The sequence below is a fragment of the Thermosyntropha tengcongensis genome (assembly GCF_055381335.1).
On record NZ_AP042437.1, the window covers coordinates 1,648,551 to 1,665,517 of the forward strand.

Below are 16,967 nucleotides of genomic sequence, written 5' to 3' on the forward strand. Positions count from 1 at the left end.
TTCCATGTTTTATGGCAAGAGAAGACATGTTTTTCATAGCCTATGGTGTATCTTATATTTGTCACCCATTTTAAGACTTTAATTTCTTTTTTCCAAGGAGGAAACAAAAAGTGTCAAAAAAAATACACTATCATTTTTATGCCTACTGGATTTTGCTCTTTACATTGACAGGTGTCATTTTTTTAGTTTTCATAAATAAATATGGGATATTACAATATGAAGATTTAATAAAAACAGCTGAAACAATAGTAGTAATAGCAGCCATCTATCTAGCCTTGCTGTTAATACTGCATATCCTGTTTTTTATATTCAAACTCAGTCAAAGTGACTTTTACATTAGACTTAAAACCCGCTTCATGCCTGCAAGATATCAGGCCCACATCCTGGAAAATGTTCAGGAAAGCATAGTCGCGGTAGCTTTAAACAAAAACAATAATATATTCTATATGAATGAACAGGCTAAAAGATTATACGGAGACTACAAAAAGGGCGATCTGGATCTTATGCGCTGCAAACTTTCCCTGTCTGAGCAAGAAATAGAAGAAATAAAGCAACATATAAAATCAGGTAAGCAGTACAAAATACAAAAACCGCTCACTGTAGAAGGTGAGGAAAGGCTGTTTTTGCACAAAATAACACCACTATATAATCATTATTATCTGGAAGGATTGCTTATAATGTCCAGTGATATAACAGAACTGGTAAAACAAAAAATAGAAGCCGAAACTGCTAGTATCAGCAAAAGCCTGTTTCTGGCTAATATGAGCCATGAAATTCGAACCCCTCTCATAGGTATTTTAGGGGCGGTGGATCTTCTGGAAAAAAGCGACCTTACCCAAAAGCAACATGAAAATATATCTATAATTCGCCAGTGCAGTGAAGAAGTGCTGAATATAATAACCCAAATACTGGATGTCTCCAAAATAGAAATCGGACTCCTTAAAGTAGTACCCCAGCCGTGCAATCTATATGAAGTTTTTCAAAACCTGCTTACCATAATAGAACCTTTAATAACGGAAAAGAACCTTAAACTGGAATTCAGCCTGAACCTGGGATCTTCTGCTTATGTGCTGGCTGACCCTGTAAAGGTACGGCAAATTTTATCGCAAATCCTTTTTAATGCCGCAAAGTTTACACATAAAGGCAAAATAAGCTTTAGTGCGGAAATAATCAATGCAGAAGATAGCACCTTTTTGTCTGTGGCTATAACGGATACAGGCATCGGCATCCCTGAAAATGAACTTAAAAACATTTTTAATCCTTTTACCCAGGTAGACAATTCAACATCCCGCAGTTATGGAGGTACGGGACTGGGGCTCTACATTTGCTATAAACTGGTGGAAGCCATGGGAGGAACTATAAATATAAAGAGCAAAATAGGGCAGGGCACTGCTGTAAGTTTGAGAATCCCTGTAACACCAGTTTCTGATAGGGAAGAAGTTTATAACCAGAACCAGGGAAATACACAAGCCTCAATAAATAATAATGATGTGAGCCACCAAATCGAGTTTTTTCCTCGCAGCATCCTTTTAGTTGAGGATAATAAATTAAATCAGAAAATTATATCCGAAATGCTTACTGGCTACGGCTTTGAAGTGGCAACCGCAGCTAATGGTTTAGAATGCCTTAATATACTGCAAAAAGAGTATTTTGATATAATCCTTATGGATATGCAGATGCCTTTGATGGACGGCTATGAAACTACCCGTCTTATCAGGCAGGATGAAAAGCTTAAAGATATTCCCATTATAGCTATAACTGCCCATGCTATAACCGGAGACAGGGAAAAGTGTTTGGCCTGCGGATGCAACTCATATATTGCCAAACCTTTTAAATCGGAAGAATTAATTGAAGAAATCAAAAAATATTTAAAAACACAGGTCAAACCCAAAAAAGTTTCCCCTCTTTCCCCTAATCTGTTTATAGCTGAACTTATTCCTGAATTTTTATCTACTCTGGGAGAGATGCTGGAAGAACTTGATATATTCATAGCTAATCGAAATGTAGATAAAATCTGCAGTATAAGCCATGATATAAAAGGCATGGCTGGCATGTATGGCTTTAATGAAATTTCTGAAACCGCAGCCAGAATGGAAAAAGCTGCCAAATCGCATACCTGGGAAACCATATATATTATGCAGCAAAAACTTTATTCATTGTATCAAAACACAGAAAGCCAGGTTTCTTAGATTTTTCCCTTTACATAAATCCTGAACAAGTTGTAAACTTAAGAAGAAAATTTTGTTTTATATAAGGTATGTCATCAAACAGATAAGCACAGCATAATAGATAACAAAACAGGATTACAAGGTGATAGATTATGCGGCTAATAATTACCGACAGCACAGCAAGCTTGCCTCCAGGATTTGCACAAACCAACAACATAACAATAGTACCCCTTAAAGTTAACATCGAAGGAAAATCCTTGCGCGACGGTATAGATATATCTAACCGGGAATATTACAAAATTTTGCGGAGCAAGCCTGTTTTTCCGCAAACTTCCCAGCCCTCATCCGGGGATTTTCTTAAAATATTTAAAACCCTAAAGCCAGGAGACGAAGCCCTGGTTATCCTGATATCATCCCAGATTTCCGGGACCGTACAGGCAGCCCAGATCGCTAAAAATATGCTTAATAATGATAAAGTACGCATAGAAATTATAGATTCACTTTCCACTGTGATTGGCCTGGGCTTCCAGGTAATGAAAGCATGCGAACTCAGTGAAAAAGGAATGGCCATGGAGGAAATAATCGCTGAACTAAAACAGGTGCAGGAAAAGAGCAAAATACTGTTTGTAGTAGACAATCTGGAATATTTGCATCGAGGCGGGAGAATAAGCCATGCTGCCAAAACTCTGGGTAATCTCCTGCAGCTTAAACCTATACTATCCATTATCGGCAACGGGCGTATAGAAGTGTATGACAAAGTACGCACCAAAGGGAAAGCAGTAAAAAGGATCATCGAAGAATTAAAAAAAGAAGCCCCTTTTGCTCAGATAGTTTCCGTAGCTCATGTAGACGCGCCTTCTGAAGCAGAAGCCATTTATAAACAGGTTAAAGAATTTTATAGGGGGCCTGTTATTATAACCGAAGCCGGGCCGGTAATCGGTTCCCATGTAGGTCCCGGCTCCGTAGGCTTAGCCTGGTATTAGAAAACAAAAGCTGAGTGCCTTACAAATAACACTCAGCTTTTGTTTTTAAGCCAACCCTACATTTCTTACAATCTGTGCTATTTGCCTGGCTTTATTCATGGTATAGAGATGTACTCCCCCAACCTTTTCCTCCAGAAGATCCCTTATCTGCTCACTGGCATAATCTATCCCCGCTTTTTCCATATCTTCTGGTTTGAGCCCATATTTTTCCACCAAATCCAATAATTTGGATGGTATAGATGCGCCTCCCGATAAATATATTATGCGCCTTACCTGCTTGGGATTTAAAACTGGCATAATTCCGGGAATAATGGGACAGTTAATGCCCATAGCCACCGCCTTATCAACAAAATCATAGTAAAAACGGTTATCAAAAAACATCTGGGTAATTAAAAAATCTACCCCTTCATCCACCTTTTGCTTTAGATACTTCAAATCTTCGCTAAGCCTCTTGCATTCCCTATGTCCTTCCGGATAAGCAGCTGCTGCAATACCAAAATCATATACCTTTTTGGCATCGCGTATAAGTTCATAGGCATAGTGGTATTCCTGTTTGCTGAAGTCAAAATTCGGATCGTCTTCCGGCGGATCGCCCCTTAAAGCTAAAATATTATGGATATTTTCTTTAACCAGCTGTTCCAGAATTTCCAAAACTTCCTGCCGGGTATGGCTTACACAGGTAAGGTGGGCCAAAGGCTCAACTCCATAATCCCTTTTAATCCTGGCAGCAATCTCCACCGTTCTTCCCCGGCTGCTTCCTCCTGCACCATAGGTTACACTTATGAATTTAGGGTTTAAATTTTTAAGTTCCTCTATCGTTTCAAATACCGTTTCCAGCGGATAATCCCTTTTCGGAGGAAAAATCTCTAATGAAAGAACTGGTGCGTCTTTTTTATAAAATTCGCCTATTTTCATTTTCCCCACCCCGTTTTCTCTATAACTGCCACTTTTATTTAAAGTAATTTTAACACCTTCCGCATAAATAACATATACCCTTTTAAAAATTATTTACATATTGGAAATCAAAGCATCAGCAAACTCAGAACATTTAACTTCCGTAGCCCCTTCCATCAAACGGGCAAAATCATAGGTTACTATCTTTTGCGCAATAGTCTTTTCCATTGCGGAAATAATAAGGTCTGCCGCTTCATTCCAGCCCAGATGGCGGAACATCATTTCCCCTGACAGGATAACTGAAGACGGATTAACTTTATCTAAACCTGCATATTTAGGTGCTGTACCGTGAGTTGCCTCAAAAACAGCATGTCCGGTCATATAATTAATATTAGCCCCTGGGGCAATACCTATACCTCCCACCTGGGCAGCCAGAGCATCAGAAATATAGTCTCCATTAAGATTCATGGTTGCCACCACATCAAATTCCCGGGGGCGGGTCAAAACCTGCTGCAGGAATATATCAGCAATAGTGTCTTTTATTATTATCTTGCCGTCTGCTTCTGCCTGCTTCTGCGCCTCATCAGCAGCTTTAGTGCCTTTTTCCTCCTTTATGCGGTCATACTGTTCCCAGGTAAACACCTTATCCCCGTATTCCCTTTCTGCCAGTTCATAACCCCAGTTTCTGAAAGCCCCTTCGGTAAACTTCATGATATTGCCTTTATGTACCAGGGTAACGCTTTTCCGTTTATTTCTTATGGCATATTCAATAGCAGCTCTAACCAGCCTTTCTGTTCCTTCTTTGGATATAGGCTTTATACCTATTCCTGAAGTTTCCGGAAAACGGATTTTGTTTACTCCCATCTCTTCCTGGAGAAATCTTATAAGCTTTTTGACTTCTTCAGAACCCATGGGATATTCTATTCCGGCATAAATATCTTCCGTATTTTCCCGGAAAATAACCATATCCACATCCTGCGGCCTTTTCACCGGAGATGGCACCCCAGTAAAATAACGCACCGGCCTTAAGCACACATAAAGGTCAAGCTCCTGTCTTAAAGCGACATTTAAGGAACGTATACCGCCTCCTACCGGAGTAGTCAAAGGCCCTTTTATGGCAATTATATATTCTTTTATAATGTCCAGGGTTTCCTTAGGCAGCCATTCACCTACCGTATTAAAGGCTTTCTCCCCGGCCAAAACCTCTTTCCAGACAATCTTCCTCTTTCCCCCATAAGCCTTTTCCACTGCCGCATCAAAAACCCGGGAAGCAGCAGCCCAAATATCAGGCCCTGTCCCATCCCCTTCTATGAAAGGTATAACAGGATAGTCAGGCACATTTAAAACCCCATTATTGACAGTAATTTTTTCCCCCATAACCATATATATTCCTCCTTTTTTAATTTAAAATACAGAAAAATGCATACAATATGCAAATCCCCTTTAATACAAACAGGGGGATATTTCCCCCTTTTTTTAGTCAAAATTAAAGGTGCCGTATTTTTTAAAATGTTCCACCAGGCCGCCATCAGAAAGAATTTTAAGCATAACCCTGGGCAGAGGAGTTATTTTTAAATCTATGCCTTTAGTAAGATTATGCAAAACCCCTTTTTCTAAATCAATAGACAATTCATCCCCAGGATCAATCATGTCTGTATCACACTCAATTACCGGCAAACCGGTATTTATACAGTTGCGGTAGAATATGCGGGCAAATGATTTGGCTACTACCGCACTTATGCCAGCATGTATAATCGCCAAAGGAGCCTGTTCTCTGGAAGATCCGCAGCCAAAATTGCGTCCTGCCACGATAAAGTCGCCAGGAGTAATTTTGGAATAAAAATCCGGATCCAAATCTTCCATTACATGTCTGGCCAGTTCTTTCATATCCAGAGTCTTAAATTTATAACGCCCCGATATAATATAATCGGTATTTACATCATCCCCAAATTTATGCGCTTTACCTTTTAATTCCATGCCTCACCTTTAGCCTCCTTTATAAAAATTCCCGCGGATCCGTAATTTTACCGGTCAGCACAGACGCAGCCACCGTAGCAGGAGATGCCAGGTATATGAAAGCTTTGTTATTCCCCATTCTTCCCTTGAAATTACGGTTTGCTGTTGATATTACATTTTCTCCATCAGAAGGTATCCCATTATGGGTTCCTACACACGGCCCACAGCCGGGAGTTACAACTGCTGCACCTGCTTCTACAAAGATTTCCAGTATTCCTTCCCTTATCGCCTGCAGCATAACCTGACGGGAAGCCGGGGCTACCACCAGACGCGTATCTTTGTGTATTTTTCTTCCTTTTAAAATTTTAGCCGCAATTCTTAAATCTTCCATCCTGCCATTGGTACAGGTACCAATAACTCCCTGCTGAATAGGAGTTCCTGCCACTTCTCTTACCGGACAGACATTGTCTACGGTATGCGGTTTGGCTACCTGGGGTTCCAGATTAGACACATCATATTCCCTCACCTGGGCATAAACCGCATCCGGATCCGGGCTTACCGGTTCAAAAGGTTTATCGGTGTGCTGTTTTACCCATTCAATAACTTTGTCATCAGCCTCCATAAGGCCACATTTGGCTCCCATCTCAATAGCCATATTGCTTATGGTGAAGCGGGCTTCCACCGATAAATCCCTTATCGCCTCACCGGTATATTCTGCTGCCATGTAGGTAGCACCATCAGCAGTAACATCACCGATAAGGTAAAGAATAAGATCCTTGGAAAATACCCCGTGAGGAAGTTTGCCATTAAGCACAAACTTTATGGTTTCCGGCACTTTAAACCAAAGCTTGCCGGATATAAGGCCAGCAGCCAGGTCAGTAGATCCCACCCCGGTAGAAAAAACATTTATGGCTCCATAAGTACAGGTATGGGAATCTGCACCGATAACCAGATTGCCAGGTACCACATGTCCCTGCTCCGGAAGCAGCTGGTGGCATACTCCATCTCCTATGTCATACAGATAAATCCCCTGCTCTCTGGCAAATTCCCTCATCTGATGATGCAGTTCGGATACTCCCTGCAAGGGGCTGGGGGCACTGTGGTCAATAACCATCGCTATCTTCTTAGGATCAAAAACCTTTTTCGCCATCATTTCCCTGAATGCCCGGATAGCTAAAGGTGAAGTACCGTCCTGGCCCATAACAAAATCAAGATCAGCTATCACTATGTCATTAGCCTTAGCATCCTGGCCGCTTTTAATCGATAAAATCTTTTCGGCAATCGTCTTACCCAAAGTTTATCCCCTCTCTTTTCTATATTCTTCATATATTACCCGCAGCTCCTTATCAAATAAAGGCCGCTTTAATTCTATAGATTTTTCTCTCACCCTGGCCAGTATGTCTCTGGCTTCTTCCTCCGTAAGCTCAATATCATACTCCAGAAACTTGGCTTTAAGGGCAGCCGTTCCTGAATGTTTGCCTATTACTATCTGCCTTTCCAATCCCACTTCTTCCGGGCTAAAAACTTCATAAGTAAGCGGGTTTTTCAATACGCCATCCCCATGAATTCCGGATTCGTGAGCAAAAATATTGGCTCCTACTATAGGCTTGCTTACTGGCAGCGGCCTTCCGGAAGCATTAGCTACGAATTCGGCTACCTCCCGGAACAATCTGGTATCCTGGGGCATATCAATACGCATGAGGTACTTTAAACCCATTATAACTTCCTGTAAGCAGGCATTACCTGCCCTCTCTCCCAATCCATTGACCGTTACCCCTACATAGTTGGCACCTGCATAAACCCCAGCCAGCGCATTGGCAGTTGCCATCCCGAAATCATTGTGGGTATGCATTTCTATATCAATACCTACAGCTTCCCGCAGAGTGCTTATATACCTGTAAGTAGACAAAGGAGTAAGGATACCTACCGTATCACAAAAGCGCAGACGGTCGGCTCCTGCATGCTTGGCTACCAGAGCAAATTCGGTAAGAAAATCTATATCGGAACGGGAAGCATCTTCTGCATTTACTGAAACATAGACTCCATTATCTTTGGCAAACTTGACTGCATCCGACATGCGATTCAGGACATCCTGCCGGGTAGTCCTTAGCTTATATTCAATATGAATATCAGAAGTAGAGATAGAAATAGCTACCGCATCTACTCCGCAGGACAGGGATTCCTTAATATCACCTATTACTGCCCGGTTCCAGGCCATTATACTGGCTTTTAGGCCCAGATTTACAATCTCCTTAATGCACTCTTTCTCAAAACCGCCCATTACCGGTATACCAGCCTCAATCTGGTCTACTCCAATCTGGTCAAGGTATCTGGCAATCTTTATCTTTTCTTCATTGGAAAATACTACCCCGGCCGTCTGCTCACCATCCCGCAAAGTAGTATCAACTATATAAACCTTAGCCCCTGCCTGGTTAAACCAGTCCAGGTTCATCCTTTCCCATTTCATAACATCACTCCTTGTTCAAATATTCTCTCAACAGCTCATTTACCAGTGCCGGGTTAGCCTGCCCCCTGGTAGCTTTCATTACCTGTCCGACCAAAAAGCCAAACGCCTTTTCTTTTCCGCTTCGATAATCTTCCACTACCTTGGGATTACCCTTGATTACGTCTTCTATAATCCCTTTCAGGGTATCAGTATCAGAAATCTGCACCATGCCTTTTTCTTTTATGATAACTTCCGGTTCTTTCCCGGTATTAAACATTTCCTCAAACACTGTCTTGGCCATCTTGCCACTTATAGTTCCGTTATCAATAAGCTTTAGCATAGCAGCCAAATGTTCTGGCTTAAACTTTACCTCCGTTATTTCCAGGTTATTCTGATTTAAATATTTGTTCAATTCACCCATCATCCAGTTAGACACCGTTTTAGCATCCGGATAAAGGCTTACACACCGGTCAAAAAAGGCTAAATATTCAGGAGTTAAAGTTATAATTTCTGCATCATAGCTGGGCAGTCCATATTCATCCATAAGCCTTTTTTTAGCCTGTTCTGGCAGTTCCGGCATACTCCTTCTTATTTCTTCTACCCATTCCCGGCTGATTCTCAAAGGCGGCAGGTCAGGGTCCGGGAAATACCTGTAATCATGCGCTTCTTCCTTGGACCTCATCGAACGGGTAACCTGTTTTTCCTCATCCCAGGTGCGGGTTTCCTGGATAATCTCTTCCCCGTCCTCAATAGCCTCTATCTGCCTTTTCGCTTCATATTCAATAGCTTTTTCCAAAGCCTTAAATGAATTAAGATTCTTAATCTCCGTTCTAACTCCCAGTTTAGTTTCTCCCCGACGTCTTACCGATACATTGGCATCACACCTTAAAGAGCCTTCCTGCATCTTGCAGTCAGATACCCCGGCAAAAAGGAGTATAGAGCGGAGTTTTTCCATATAAGCCCTTGCTTCCTGCGCACTTCTGAGATCTGGTGCCGAAACTATCTCCAGAAGCGGTACCCCGGAACGGTTAAGGTCTACCAGGGAAAAAGGTGTAGAGGTAATCGTTCCCTGATGTACCAGTTTACCTGCATCCTCCTCCATATGGGCCCTTATAATCCCAATTCTTCTCTTTTCTCCATTCACTTCTATATCTACATAGCCATTTTTGCAGATAGGCAGGTCATACTGAGAAATCTGGTAAGCCTTGGGCAAATCCGGGTAAAAATAATTTTTGCGGTCAAACTTGCAAAATTCTGCAATTTCACAGTTCAAGGCTAAACCAGCCCGGATAGCATATTCCACTACCTTGCGGTTTAAGACCGGAAGCATACCTGGAAAGCCGGAACATACCGGACATACCTGAGTATTAGGCTCTGCTCCAAATTCAGTTGAACAGGAGCAGAATATCTTGGTCCTGGTTTTAAGTTCTACATGAACTTCCAGCCCGATTACTACTTCAAATTCGCTGTTCAATTACTTCACCTCCAGTGCCGGTTTAACCTTGTGATAATCAGTAGTCTGTTCAAAGGCATAAGCAGCTTTAAGCATAGTCCCTTCATCAAACGCTTTTCCTATTATCTGCATACCAATAGGAAGCCCATCTTTAAAACCGCAGGGTATAGACATTCCGGGAAGTCCGGCCATATTTACCGGGACCGTTAAAATATCATTCATATAAAGGGTTAAGGGATCGCTCTGTTCCCCTAATTTAAAAGCAACCGTAGGGGTGGTGGGAGAAACTATAATGTCAAATTTTTCAAAAACCCGGGCAAAATCGTTATATATAAGCCTTCTAACCTTTAACGCTTTGAGATAATAGGCATCATAATAGCCAGAACTTAGCGCATAAGTCCCCAGCATGATCCTTCTTTTTACTTCCGGGCCAAATCCTTCCTTTCTGGTATTAGAAAACATATCTACAACATTTTCCGCTTTAAAATCCCGCAAGCCGTACCTTACCCCATCAAAGCGAGCCAGGTTTGCACTCGCTTCTGCCGGTGCGATTATATAATAGGCAGGCAGGGCATATTCACTATGCGGGAGGGATACTTCTTCTACCACTGCTCCCATTTCCTCATAATGCTTTAAAGCTTTCATAACCGCAGATTTGATATCCTCATCAATCCCTTTTCCAAAATATTCCCTGGGGTAGGCAATTTTCATACCTTTTATATCGGTGCTCAAAAAAGAAGTAAAGTCGGGAACTTTAATCTCAACACTGGTAGAATCAAGAGGGTCCTTGCCGCAGATTATATTCATAACCAGGGCACAATCTTCCACATCCTTGCTGAAAACCCCTACCTGGTCGAGAGAAGAAGCAAAAGCTACCACGCCCCAGCGGGAAACTCTGCCGTAGGTGGGTTTCATCCCTACTATGCCACAAAAAGAAGCAGGCTGCCTGATGGAGCCCCCGGTATCAGTCCCCAGAGTAAAAAACACCTCATCAGCAGCTACTGCAGAAGCTGAACCTCCGGAAGACCCTCCTGGAACCCTTTCTAAATCCCAGGGATTACGGGTGGGGAAAAAAGCTGACTGTTCAGTAGAAGAGCCCATGGCAAACTCATCCATATTAAGCTTTCCTACCAGCACCCCGTGTTCTTCACCTAAAAGACGTGCCACGGTGGCATCATAAAAGGGCACAAAATCCTTAAGCATTTTTGAAGAACAGGTAGTCTTTATCCCTTTCGTGCAGATAATATCCTTTAAGGCATAGGGAATACCTTTTATGCTTCCTTCTGCACTCTCTTTATCACACCAGTCTGCTTTATCATAAGCTAAGTCAGAAGTTATCGTTACAAAAGATTTTACCTTATCTTCTACTTTTTCTATCCTTTCCATTACCGAATCTAAAACTTCCCTGGCTGAAACCTCTTTTTTAGCCAGCAGATTTCTTACCTCATGTGCTGTCATTTCATAAAGCTGCATCCAGGAGAACCTCCTTAAATTATTTTCGGCACCTTATAATATCCATCCTCCGTAAGAGGTCCATTAGACAATATTTCATCCCTGGTACTGCCAGGCTTAACCTCATCTTCCCGAAATACATTAAAAACCGGCAGTATATGAGCCAGGGGTTCTACCCCTTCGGTATCAAGTTCATTCAATTTTTCCACATAATCCAGAATAGCTCCCAGCTGTTCTGCAAAAATCTGCTTTTCCTCTTCGGAAAGGCTTAGCCTGGCCAGCATGGCCACATGTTCCACTTCCTTTATAGTTAAAGCCATTTCAAGACTACCTCCTAATTTTCTCTTACCAGCATTCATGGTCAATATTATACCAAAAAAACGCATATTTAAATAAAAATTTTACCCAATCGAAATCCTGCCCGTCAAGCAAAAATATTTTAATCACCTCAAAAATCCTTTTCTCATAAAAAATACGCGGACTGTATATTTATTCCCTTTTCTTTAGAAAAATAAACGCCGGGCTATAAAACCCAGCGTTTAAACACCCTTTTAAACCCCTGCCGGCAAACTGGTTATAATATAAGGAAATCCAGGGCTTTCCCCATCTTTGTTTTTATACACAAAAATCACCGTGTACCCTTTCAAATAATCCGGTTCTTCATTTACCCCGTACAGGGAGAGGCAGTTTTTAAGGCAGTACTCTATTATTTTAACATCTTCTATCTTTTTAAACCCTTTTTCCTGGATAAGTTCATCCACTTCAAGATTTTGTCTCTCCATTTTCTGGACAAACTGCTGGGGATCTTTATCTTCTATCTTTTTTACCAGCACATATTTCACATCTTCTCCCGCTATAACCCGGGCTTTTTCATATTTGCCTATTTTCTTAAGCCATTCATCAAAATAGACAAAAGATTTTTCCCAGCTAACTGACTCAGTCTGATATCCCCCTATTGTTCCCGGATTTTCACTTTTCCGCAAGAAATCTACGCTTCCCCAGCTGGCGCGCCCCGGTTTAAACATCTCTTCATAAGTCATGGCGCTTACATCTTTCTTCAATGCTTCTATGGCCTGTGCGATAAGTGACGGATCTTTTATTACAACCTTTTTATCGCTTGCATCATAAGAAATTATCGACATTTCCCTTACTTCAGCAACCTTAAGCCTGTAAATACCGAAGTGTGCCTTCTTATATTCTTCTGATTCATAAATAGGCTTTAATTCGCTGGCATACTTTTTCCACTCTATGTTATACTGCCGGCAAAAAAGTCTTCCGTCTTTTGTGGCATAGACCAGGCACACCTGACGGTATTTAGGCCATAAACGTTTCCCTGCCGTCTCTTTTCCGCTTCTGCGGTCAGCTATTATATCCTTCTGTAAACGAAGAATATTTTTTATATTTTCTCCTTCATGGAATACAGTCACAACTGGCCTGGTCAAGCCCTGGCTTTCCAGTTCCTTAATATCAGCCCCTCTCTCCAAAAGTTCTTCAAATTCGCGGTTAGACTGGAAATAGCCAAAAGTTTCATCCATATACACATACTTTATTTCGTCAAAAGAAGGTATCCTCTTCTCATAACCAGTAAGGTCATTATTTAATATACCCAGCAGAGCCACAACTACCAGGGCATATGCCATATAACCTTTCCAGACCCTTAACCTGAAAATATCAAGCGACCTGGACAGCAGTATCTCTACTCCTATATAAGAAAGGATGGAGCCTATAAAATAGCCGATATAAATCCAGCCTCTGCTTCCCTGGGTTTCGCCAAAATAGCTGCCTGCTGCCAGCATAAAGCAGAATACTACTCCGTAGCGGAAGATTTCCCGCAGGAGGTCAAAGGTTATGGCCTCCCCCGCCCTTTCCAGTTTGCGCATATTGTAAAGGTAGAGGCCCAAAAAATAGAAGACCGCAGCAATAACCAGACAAAGTGCGATTACGTGGTAGTCAATCTTTATACTGAGAGGAGACTTAGCTACATATTCATAAGCACTGGACCCATAAAAAGCAATGAGCTTTAACAGGGGAGAATATCTGTCCAGCCCATGGCTGTAGTATTCTGCCGGCCATCCATAGAGAAGGTATCCCAGGTTATGATTTAATATGGCTATAATCCCGCTGGGTAAAACGAGCAGAATAAAAGTTAAAAGCACCTGCAAAAAAGACATGCCGGTTATGACACCCATCAGCACACAGGTAGACAAAACAACCAGGTTGAGAACCGCTGATATAAAGAGCCACCTGATAAGAAAGACAGAACTTATAAATTCTAAGCCATAAATCCCGCTAAGCATCCAGGATATGAAAAATGTCAATAAAAGCGGAACCAGAAGCAATATAAGGCCAGTTAACATATGGGTATGGTAAAAAACTTTGCGGTTTACCGGCAGGGCATGGTTAAAGGCGACTTCTTCCCCGGTATGCAAATAGCGGAAAAGAAGGGTTCCTGCCAGAACCGGCATACCCACCAGAAACAGCAACAGTACGGGAGAATGGTTAGGGTTAAAAACAGCAACATAATTATATGCGCTGTAAGGCACAACCTGAACCTGGGGGTAAGCATACTGCAGCATGATTATACGGAAAGGGACAAACAAAAACAGGCCTATAAAATACGAAACACCTATCCAGCCAAACCTCTTCAGGTTATTTCTCAAAATCCCCTTATTCAAATAGCTGTTTAACGGCATAACCCTCTCCTCCCATCTCATATATAAATACTTCCTCCAGGGTAAGAGGCAAAATATCAAGAATAACCGGCTCATAAGCCTTGAAACGATTTAATATCTCATCTCTCTGCCCCCGGCTTATAAAAACCAGCACACTTCCGCGCCTTTCCACACACTGGCCATTTTCGGGAATAAAAAGGTTATCCGGGATTTCCCGGTTAAAAGCCAGCTGTACCTTATGGATGTTTGAGCGGTATTCGTCCAGTTCTTTTTGTACAAGCATTTTGCCCTTGTGCAGTATGCCTATATAATCGCACAAATCTTCCAGTTCCCTTAAATTATGGGAAGAAATAACTATGGTCACATCTCTTTCCGCCACTTCCCCTATAAGCAAGCTTTTTACCTTTTTGCGCATAACCGGCTCCAAACCGTCCAGGGGTTCATCAAGAATCATAATCTCCGGTTCCAGCGATAAAGCCAGCCAAAAAGCGACCTGCCTCTGCATGCCTTTGGATAAAGTCCTTATCTTTCTATCCTGGTCAATGCCAAAAACCTGCCTCAGCTTTAAATATTTCTCTTCATTCCAGCAGGGATAAACCCGCCTGTAAAAGGCAGCCATGTCATTTATGGTATAGTTAGGGAAATAATAAAGCTGGTCAGGAATAAAAGCTATTTTCCCTTTAACAAGCGGATTTTCAAAAACTGGTTTTCCCTCTATCGACACTTCACCAGCATCCTGCCGGTAAATACCTGCCAGTATCTTTAAAAGGGTGGTCTTGCCTGCCCCATTGGAACCTAGAAGTCCATATATGGAGCCCCTTTCTACATACATGCTTACATCCTGCAAAGCCTTTATATCATAAAAACTCTTGGCTACCCCTCTAGCTTCTATCACCTTTTTCCCCTCCTTCCAGGGTTATTATTTCATCTATCAGCCTGTCAATCTCCTCCAGGGTCAATCCTAAAAAAATCATCTCCATAATTATCTTCTTCAGCTCTTCTTTTAACTCCATAATCCTTCCTTCTTTCTCTTTAGGTTTTTCAGGATTAACATAATTTCCTTTGCCTGGAATAGAATAAATATAACCCATTCTTTCCAGCTCCCGGTACGCCTTCTGAATAGTATTGGGATTTATAGACAAATCCCGCGCCAGGATCCTTACCGGGGGCAGCTGTTCATCAGGTTTTAATACATCATTAATAATAAGTTCCTTTATCTTTTCTACCAGCTGTTCATATATAGGCTTGCGGCTCTTGACATCCAGTTCAAACATAAGGCACCCCCTTTCAATGCCTGCTTCATCTTTAAAAATCATCATATGTGTATTACTACATATAGTACAATTATAACATAAATTCTCTTTAAGACAATAAAAAAGCTTCCTTAAAACTTTTTAAGGAAGCCAGTTCAACTAATCTCTTTTTCTATAGTCCCTTCTTAATCCAGCTCCACCCTCAAATTCGGCAGAGATACTGGAACTCTCTGGGATAGAATATTGCAAAGCACCGGAAGGGCAATTGTCTATATTTCTCATAATGTCTACCGGATCTGCCCCGTTAAGATTTACCCAGGGCCTTTTTTCAGGATCAAAAACCTGCGGCAAATTGACAAAACAATTAGTGTCATGTATACATTTATTCGGAAACCAGTAGACTATTATGTCATTATTCTGATACTTTCGCATCCTGGCTATTCTATGCTTATTCGTATTACAGTTTACAGGCAAAAAAACATTTTTAATGTCAGCTTCTCTTCTTTCCAAAACTGCCCTGGCTACCATTTGGCCAAAATCTTCTCCCTGCTTCAGTTTTTCCTCCCCTGGTTTTAACCGAACTCTCAGCCCTGGCAGAACCTTCATCCTCAACATGCCCAGCCGTTTTTCAATGTTATGAACAGCTTCCCCACTCCAGCCATAAGAGCCAAAAGCTGAAGCAATCAAGTTCTGATGGATAACAGGAGATAATAAACTTAAAAACTGCCAAATCGGCAAAGGAGCATCCTTATTTATAGTTGGCGAACCCACCAAAAGACAGCATGCATTTTCCAGATCTTTCAGCACCACTTCGGGTTCTGTCTTTTCCAGATCATAGCATTTTATTTGAAATTTTCCTGTTTTTTTCAAATCCTTTAACAATAGCATCTTTCAGCATTCGCGTATAGCCGTATGCGCTTACATAGGCTATCACTACCTTGGGTATTTCTTCCATCAACACGGGAGAAGACCATTCTTTATAAAATTCAATATATTTTTGCGGGTCTTTTCGCAATAAAGGCCCATGAGCTGGACATATCATATTTATATTTAGCCTATCTAGTTTAGGCAAAGTAATATAAACCCTTTCCCTAAAAGGATGCATTATTTTTTCATAGTAATATTTAAATTCCGGCCAAAAAACATCCCCTATTACATCATCAAACAGCCTTTCATCAGAATAATGGCTTCCAAAAGAATCCCCGGAAAAAAGTATGCCATCTTCTTTTAAATAGGTATAAATATTGTCAGGCCAGTGCATAAGAAGAGCGCTTAGAAAATAAAGTTTTTTATACCCCAGTGAAAGTTCTTTGCCATTTCCTACCCTTTTATATTTAAAATCCTGATTCAATATTTCATGTAAAAATTCAATAGTATTAGGATGTGCTACAACAGTAATATCAGGATTTAGCTCTAAAATTTTTCGCACCGCTCCCGCATGGTCAGGCTCAGCATGCTGGAGTATTAAAAAATCTATATTTTCAATGGCAACCACGCTTTTAACACGTTCTATAAATTCAACAGCAAACTTTTCTTTAACCGTATCTATTAACGCTATTTTTTCATCTTTTATAAGATAAGAATTGTAACTCGTGCCATGAGAAGTATACATTATTATATCAAAAGTCCGTAAATCAGGATCTTGAACCCCCACCCAGTATATCCCTTCTTTTATTTTTAATGCCTCCAT

Annotated in this window: 15 protein-coding genes; 2 read left to right on the forward strand and 13 right to left on the reverse strand. The window is 41.3% G+C overall.

The features are described from left to right. Positions 1-110: 110 nt before the first annotated feature. Together ACZ42E_RS07900 and ACZ42E_RS07905 are read left to right on the forward strand one after the other, a co-directional pair. On the forward strand, positions 111-2,189 hold the full coding sequence (locus tag ACZ42E_RS07900) for a response regulator (protein WP_464891799.1): 2,079 nt from the start codon (positions 111-113) through the stop codon (positions 2,187-2,189). A 131-nt stretch (positions 2,190-2,320) separates the two neighbouring features. Beyond that, complete coding sequence (locus ACZ42E_RS07905; protein ID WP_464891800.1) at positions 2,321-3,151, forward strand: DegV family protein; 831 nt, start codon at positions 2,321-2,323, stop codon at positions 3,149-3,151. Between the two features lie 45 nt (positions 3,152-3,196). Here the strand turns inward: ACZ42E_RS07905 and metF are convergent, their stop codons facing one another. From metF to ACZ42E_RS07970, 13 genes are all read right to left on the reverse strand, one after another. Then, the gene (metF, locus tag ACZ42E_RS07910) at positions 3,197-4,066 is read right to left on the reverse strand and encodes a methylenetetrahydrofolate reductase [NAD(P)H] (RefSeq protein WP_464891801.1); all 870 of its coding nucleotides are present in this window, start codon (positions 4,064-4,066) and stop codon (positions 3,197-3,199) included. 93 nt (positions 4,067-4,159) lie between these two features. Beyond that, positions 4,160-5,428 (reverse strand): NADP-dependent isocitrate dehydrogenase, encoded by a 1,269-nt coding sequence (icd, locus tag ACZ42E_RS07915; protein WP_464891802.1) that lies wholly within the window; start codon positions 5,426-5,428, stop codon positions 4,160-4,162. A gap of 93 nt (positions 5,429-5,521) precedes the next feature. After that, positions 5,522-6,022 carry a 3-isopropylmalate dehydratase small subunit gene (locus tag ACZ42E_RS07920; protein ID WP_464891803.1) on the reverse strand — a complete coding sequence of 167 codons (501 nt, stop codon included), beginning with the start codon at positions 6,020-6,022 and terminating at the stop codon, positions 5,522-5,524. 19 nt (positions 6,023-6,041) lie between these two features. Then, complete coding sequence (locus ACZ42E_RS07925) at positions 6,042-7,295, reverse strand: 3-isopropylmalate dehydratase large subunit (protein WP_464891804.1); 1,254 nt, start codon at positions 7,293-7,295, stop codon at positions 6,042-6,044. A 3-nt stretch (positions 7,296-7,298) separates the two neighbouring features. Then, the gene (nifV, locus tag ACZ42E_RS07930) at positions 7,299-8,468 is read right to left on the reverse strand and encodes a homocitrate synthase (protein ID WP_464891805.1); all 1,170 of its coding nucleotides are present in this window, start codon (positions 8,466-8,468) and stop codon (positions 7,299-7,301) included. Between the two features lie 4 nt (positions 8,469-8,472). Continuing rightward, positions 8,473-9,921 carry an Asp-tRNA(Asn)/Glu-tRNA(Gln) amidotransferase subunit GatB gene (gene gatB, locus ACZ42E_RS07935; protein WP_464891806.1) on the reverse strand — a complete coding sequence of 483 codons (1,449 nt, stop codon included), beginning with the start codon at positions 9,919-9,921 and terminating at the stop codon, positions 8,473-8,475. After that, positions 9,922-11,373 carry an Asp-tRNA(Asn)/Glu-tRNA(Gln) amidotransferase subunit GatA gene (gene gatA, locus ACZ42E_RS07940; protein ID WP_464891807.1) on the reverse strand — a complete coding sequence of 484 codons (1,452 nt, stop codon included), beginning with the start codon at positions 11,371-11,373 and terminating at the stop codon, positions 9,922-9,924. It abuts the gene before it with no gap. 14 nt (positions 11,374-11,387) lie between these two features. Beyond that, positions 11,388-11,672 carry an Asp-tRNA(Asn)/Glu-tRNA(Gln) amidotransferase subunit GatC gene (gene gatC / locus ACZ42E_RS07945; RefSeq protein ID WP_464893509.1) on the reverse strand — a complete coding sequence of 95 codons (285 nt, stop codon included), beginning with the start codon at positions 11,670-11,672 and terminating at the stop codon, positions 11,388-11,390. A 231-nt stretch (positions 11,673-11,903) separates the two neighbouring features. After that, the gene (locus ACZ42E_RS07950) at positions 11,904-14,045 is read right to left on the reverse strand and encodes a DUF6449 domain-containing protein (protein ID WP_464891808.1); all 2,142 of its coding nucleotides are present in this window, start codon (positions 14,043-14,045) and stop codon (positions 11,904-11,906) included. Beyond that, positions 14,020-14,919, reverse strand: a complete 900-nt coding sequence (locus ACZ42E_RS07955; protein ID WP_464891809.1) for an ABC transporter ATP-binding protein — start codon at positions 14,917-14,919, stop codon at positions 14,020-14,022. The genes ACZ42E_RS07950 and ACZ42E_RS07955 overlap by 26 nt, the downstream gene beginning before the upstream one ends. Then, positions 14,906-15,298 carry a GntR family transcriptional regulator gene (locus tag ACZ42E_RS07960; protein ID WP_464891810.1) on the reverse strand — a complete coding sequence of 131 codons (393 nt, stop codon included), beginning with the start codon at positions 15,296-15,298 and terminating at the stop codon, positions 14,906-14,908. The genes ACZ42E_RS07955 and ACZ42E_RS07960 overlap by 14 nt, the downstream gene beginning before the upstream one ends. Positions 15,299-15,436: 138 nt before the next feature. Next, entirely contained in the window at positions 15,437-16,147 is a 711-nt protein-coding gene (locus ACZ42E_RS07965; RefSeq protein WP_464891811.1) for a (4Fe-4S)-binding protein, read from the reverse strand. Further along, complete coding sequence (locus ACZ42E_RS07970; RefSeq protein ID WP_464891812.1) at positions 16,110-16,967, reverse strand: FprA family A-type flavoprotein; 858 nt, start codon at positions 16,965-16,967, stop codon at positions 16,110-16,112. The genes ACZ42E_RS07965 and ACZ42E_RS07970 overlap by 38 nt, the downstream gene beginning before the upstream one ends.

What these genes read in the sequence shown, in the direction of transcription:
- ACZ42E_RS07905 (WP_464891800.1), top strand. Translation starts at nt 2,321, where the DNA reads ATGCGGCTAATAATTACCGACAGCACAGCAAGCTTGCCTCCAGGATTT.
- metF (WP_464891801.1), bottom strand. Translation starts at nt 4,066, where the DNA reads ATGAAAATAGGCGAATTTTATAAAAAAGACGCACCAGTTCTTTCATTA.
- icd (WP_464891802.1), bottom strand. Translation starts at nt 5,428, where the DNA reads ATGGTTATGGGGGAAAAAATTACTGTCAATAATGGGGTTTTAAATGTG.
- ACZ42E_RS07920 (WP_464891803.1), bottom strand. Translation starts at nt 6,022, where the DNA reads ATGGAATTAAAAGGTAAAGCGCATAAATTTGGGGATGATGTAAATACC.
- nifV (WP_464891805.1), bottom strand. Translation starts at nt 8,468, where the DNA reads ATGAAATGGGAAAGGATGAACCTGGACTGGTTTAACCAGGCAGGGGCT.
- gatA (WP_464891807.1), bottom strand. Translation starts at nt 11,373, where the DNA reads ATGCAGCTTTATGAAATGACAGCACATGAGGTAAGAAATCTGCTGGCT.
- gatC (WP_464893509.1), bottom strand. Translation starts at nt 11,672, where the DNA reads ATGGCTTTAACTATAAAGGAAGTGGAACATGTGGCCATGCTGGCCAGG.
- ACZ42E_RS07950 (WP_464891808.1), bottom strand. Translation starts at nt 14,045, where the DNA reads ATGCCGTTAAACAGCTATTTGAATAAGGGGATTTTGAGAAATAACCTG.
- ACZ42E_RS07960 (WP_464891810.1), bottom strand. Translation starts at nt 15,298, where the DNA reads ATGTTTGAACTGGATGTCAAGAGCCGCAAGCCTATATATGAACAGCTG.
- ACZ42E_RS07970 (WP_464891812.1), bottom strand. Translation starts at nt 16,967, where the DNA reads ATGGAGGCATTAAAAATAAAAGAAGGGATATACTGGGTGGGGGTTCAA.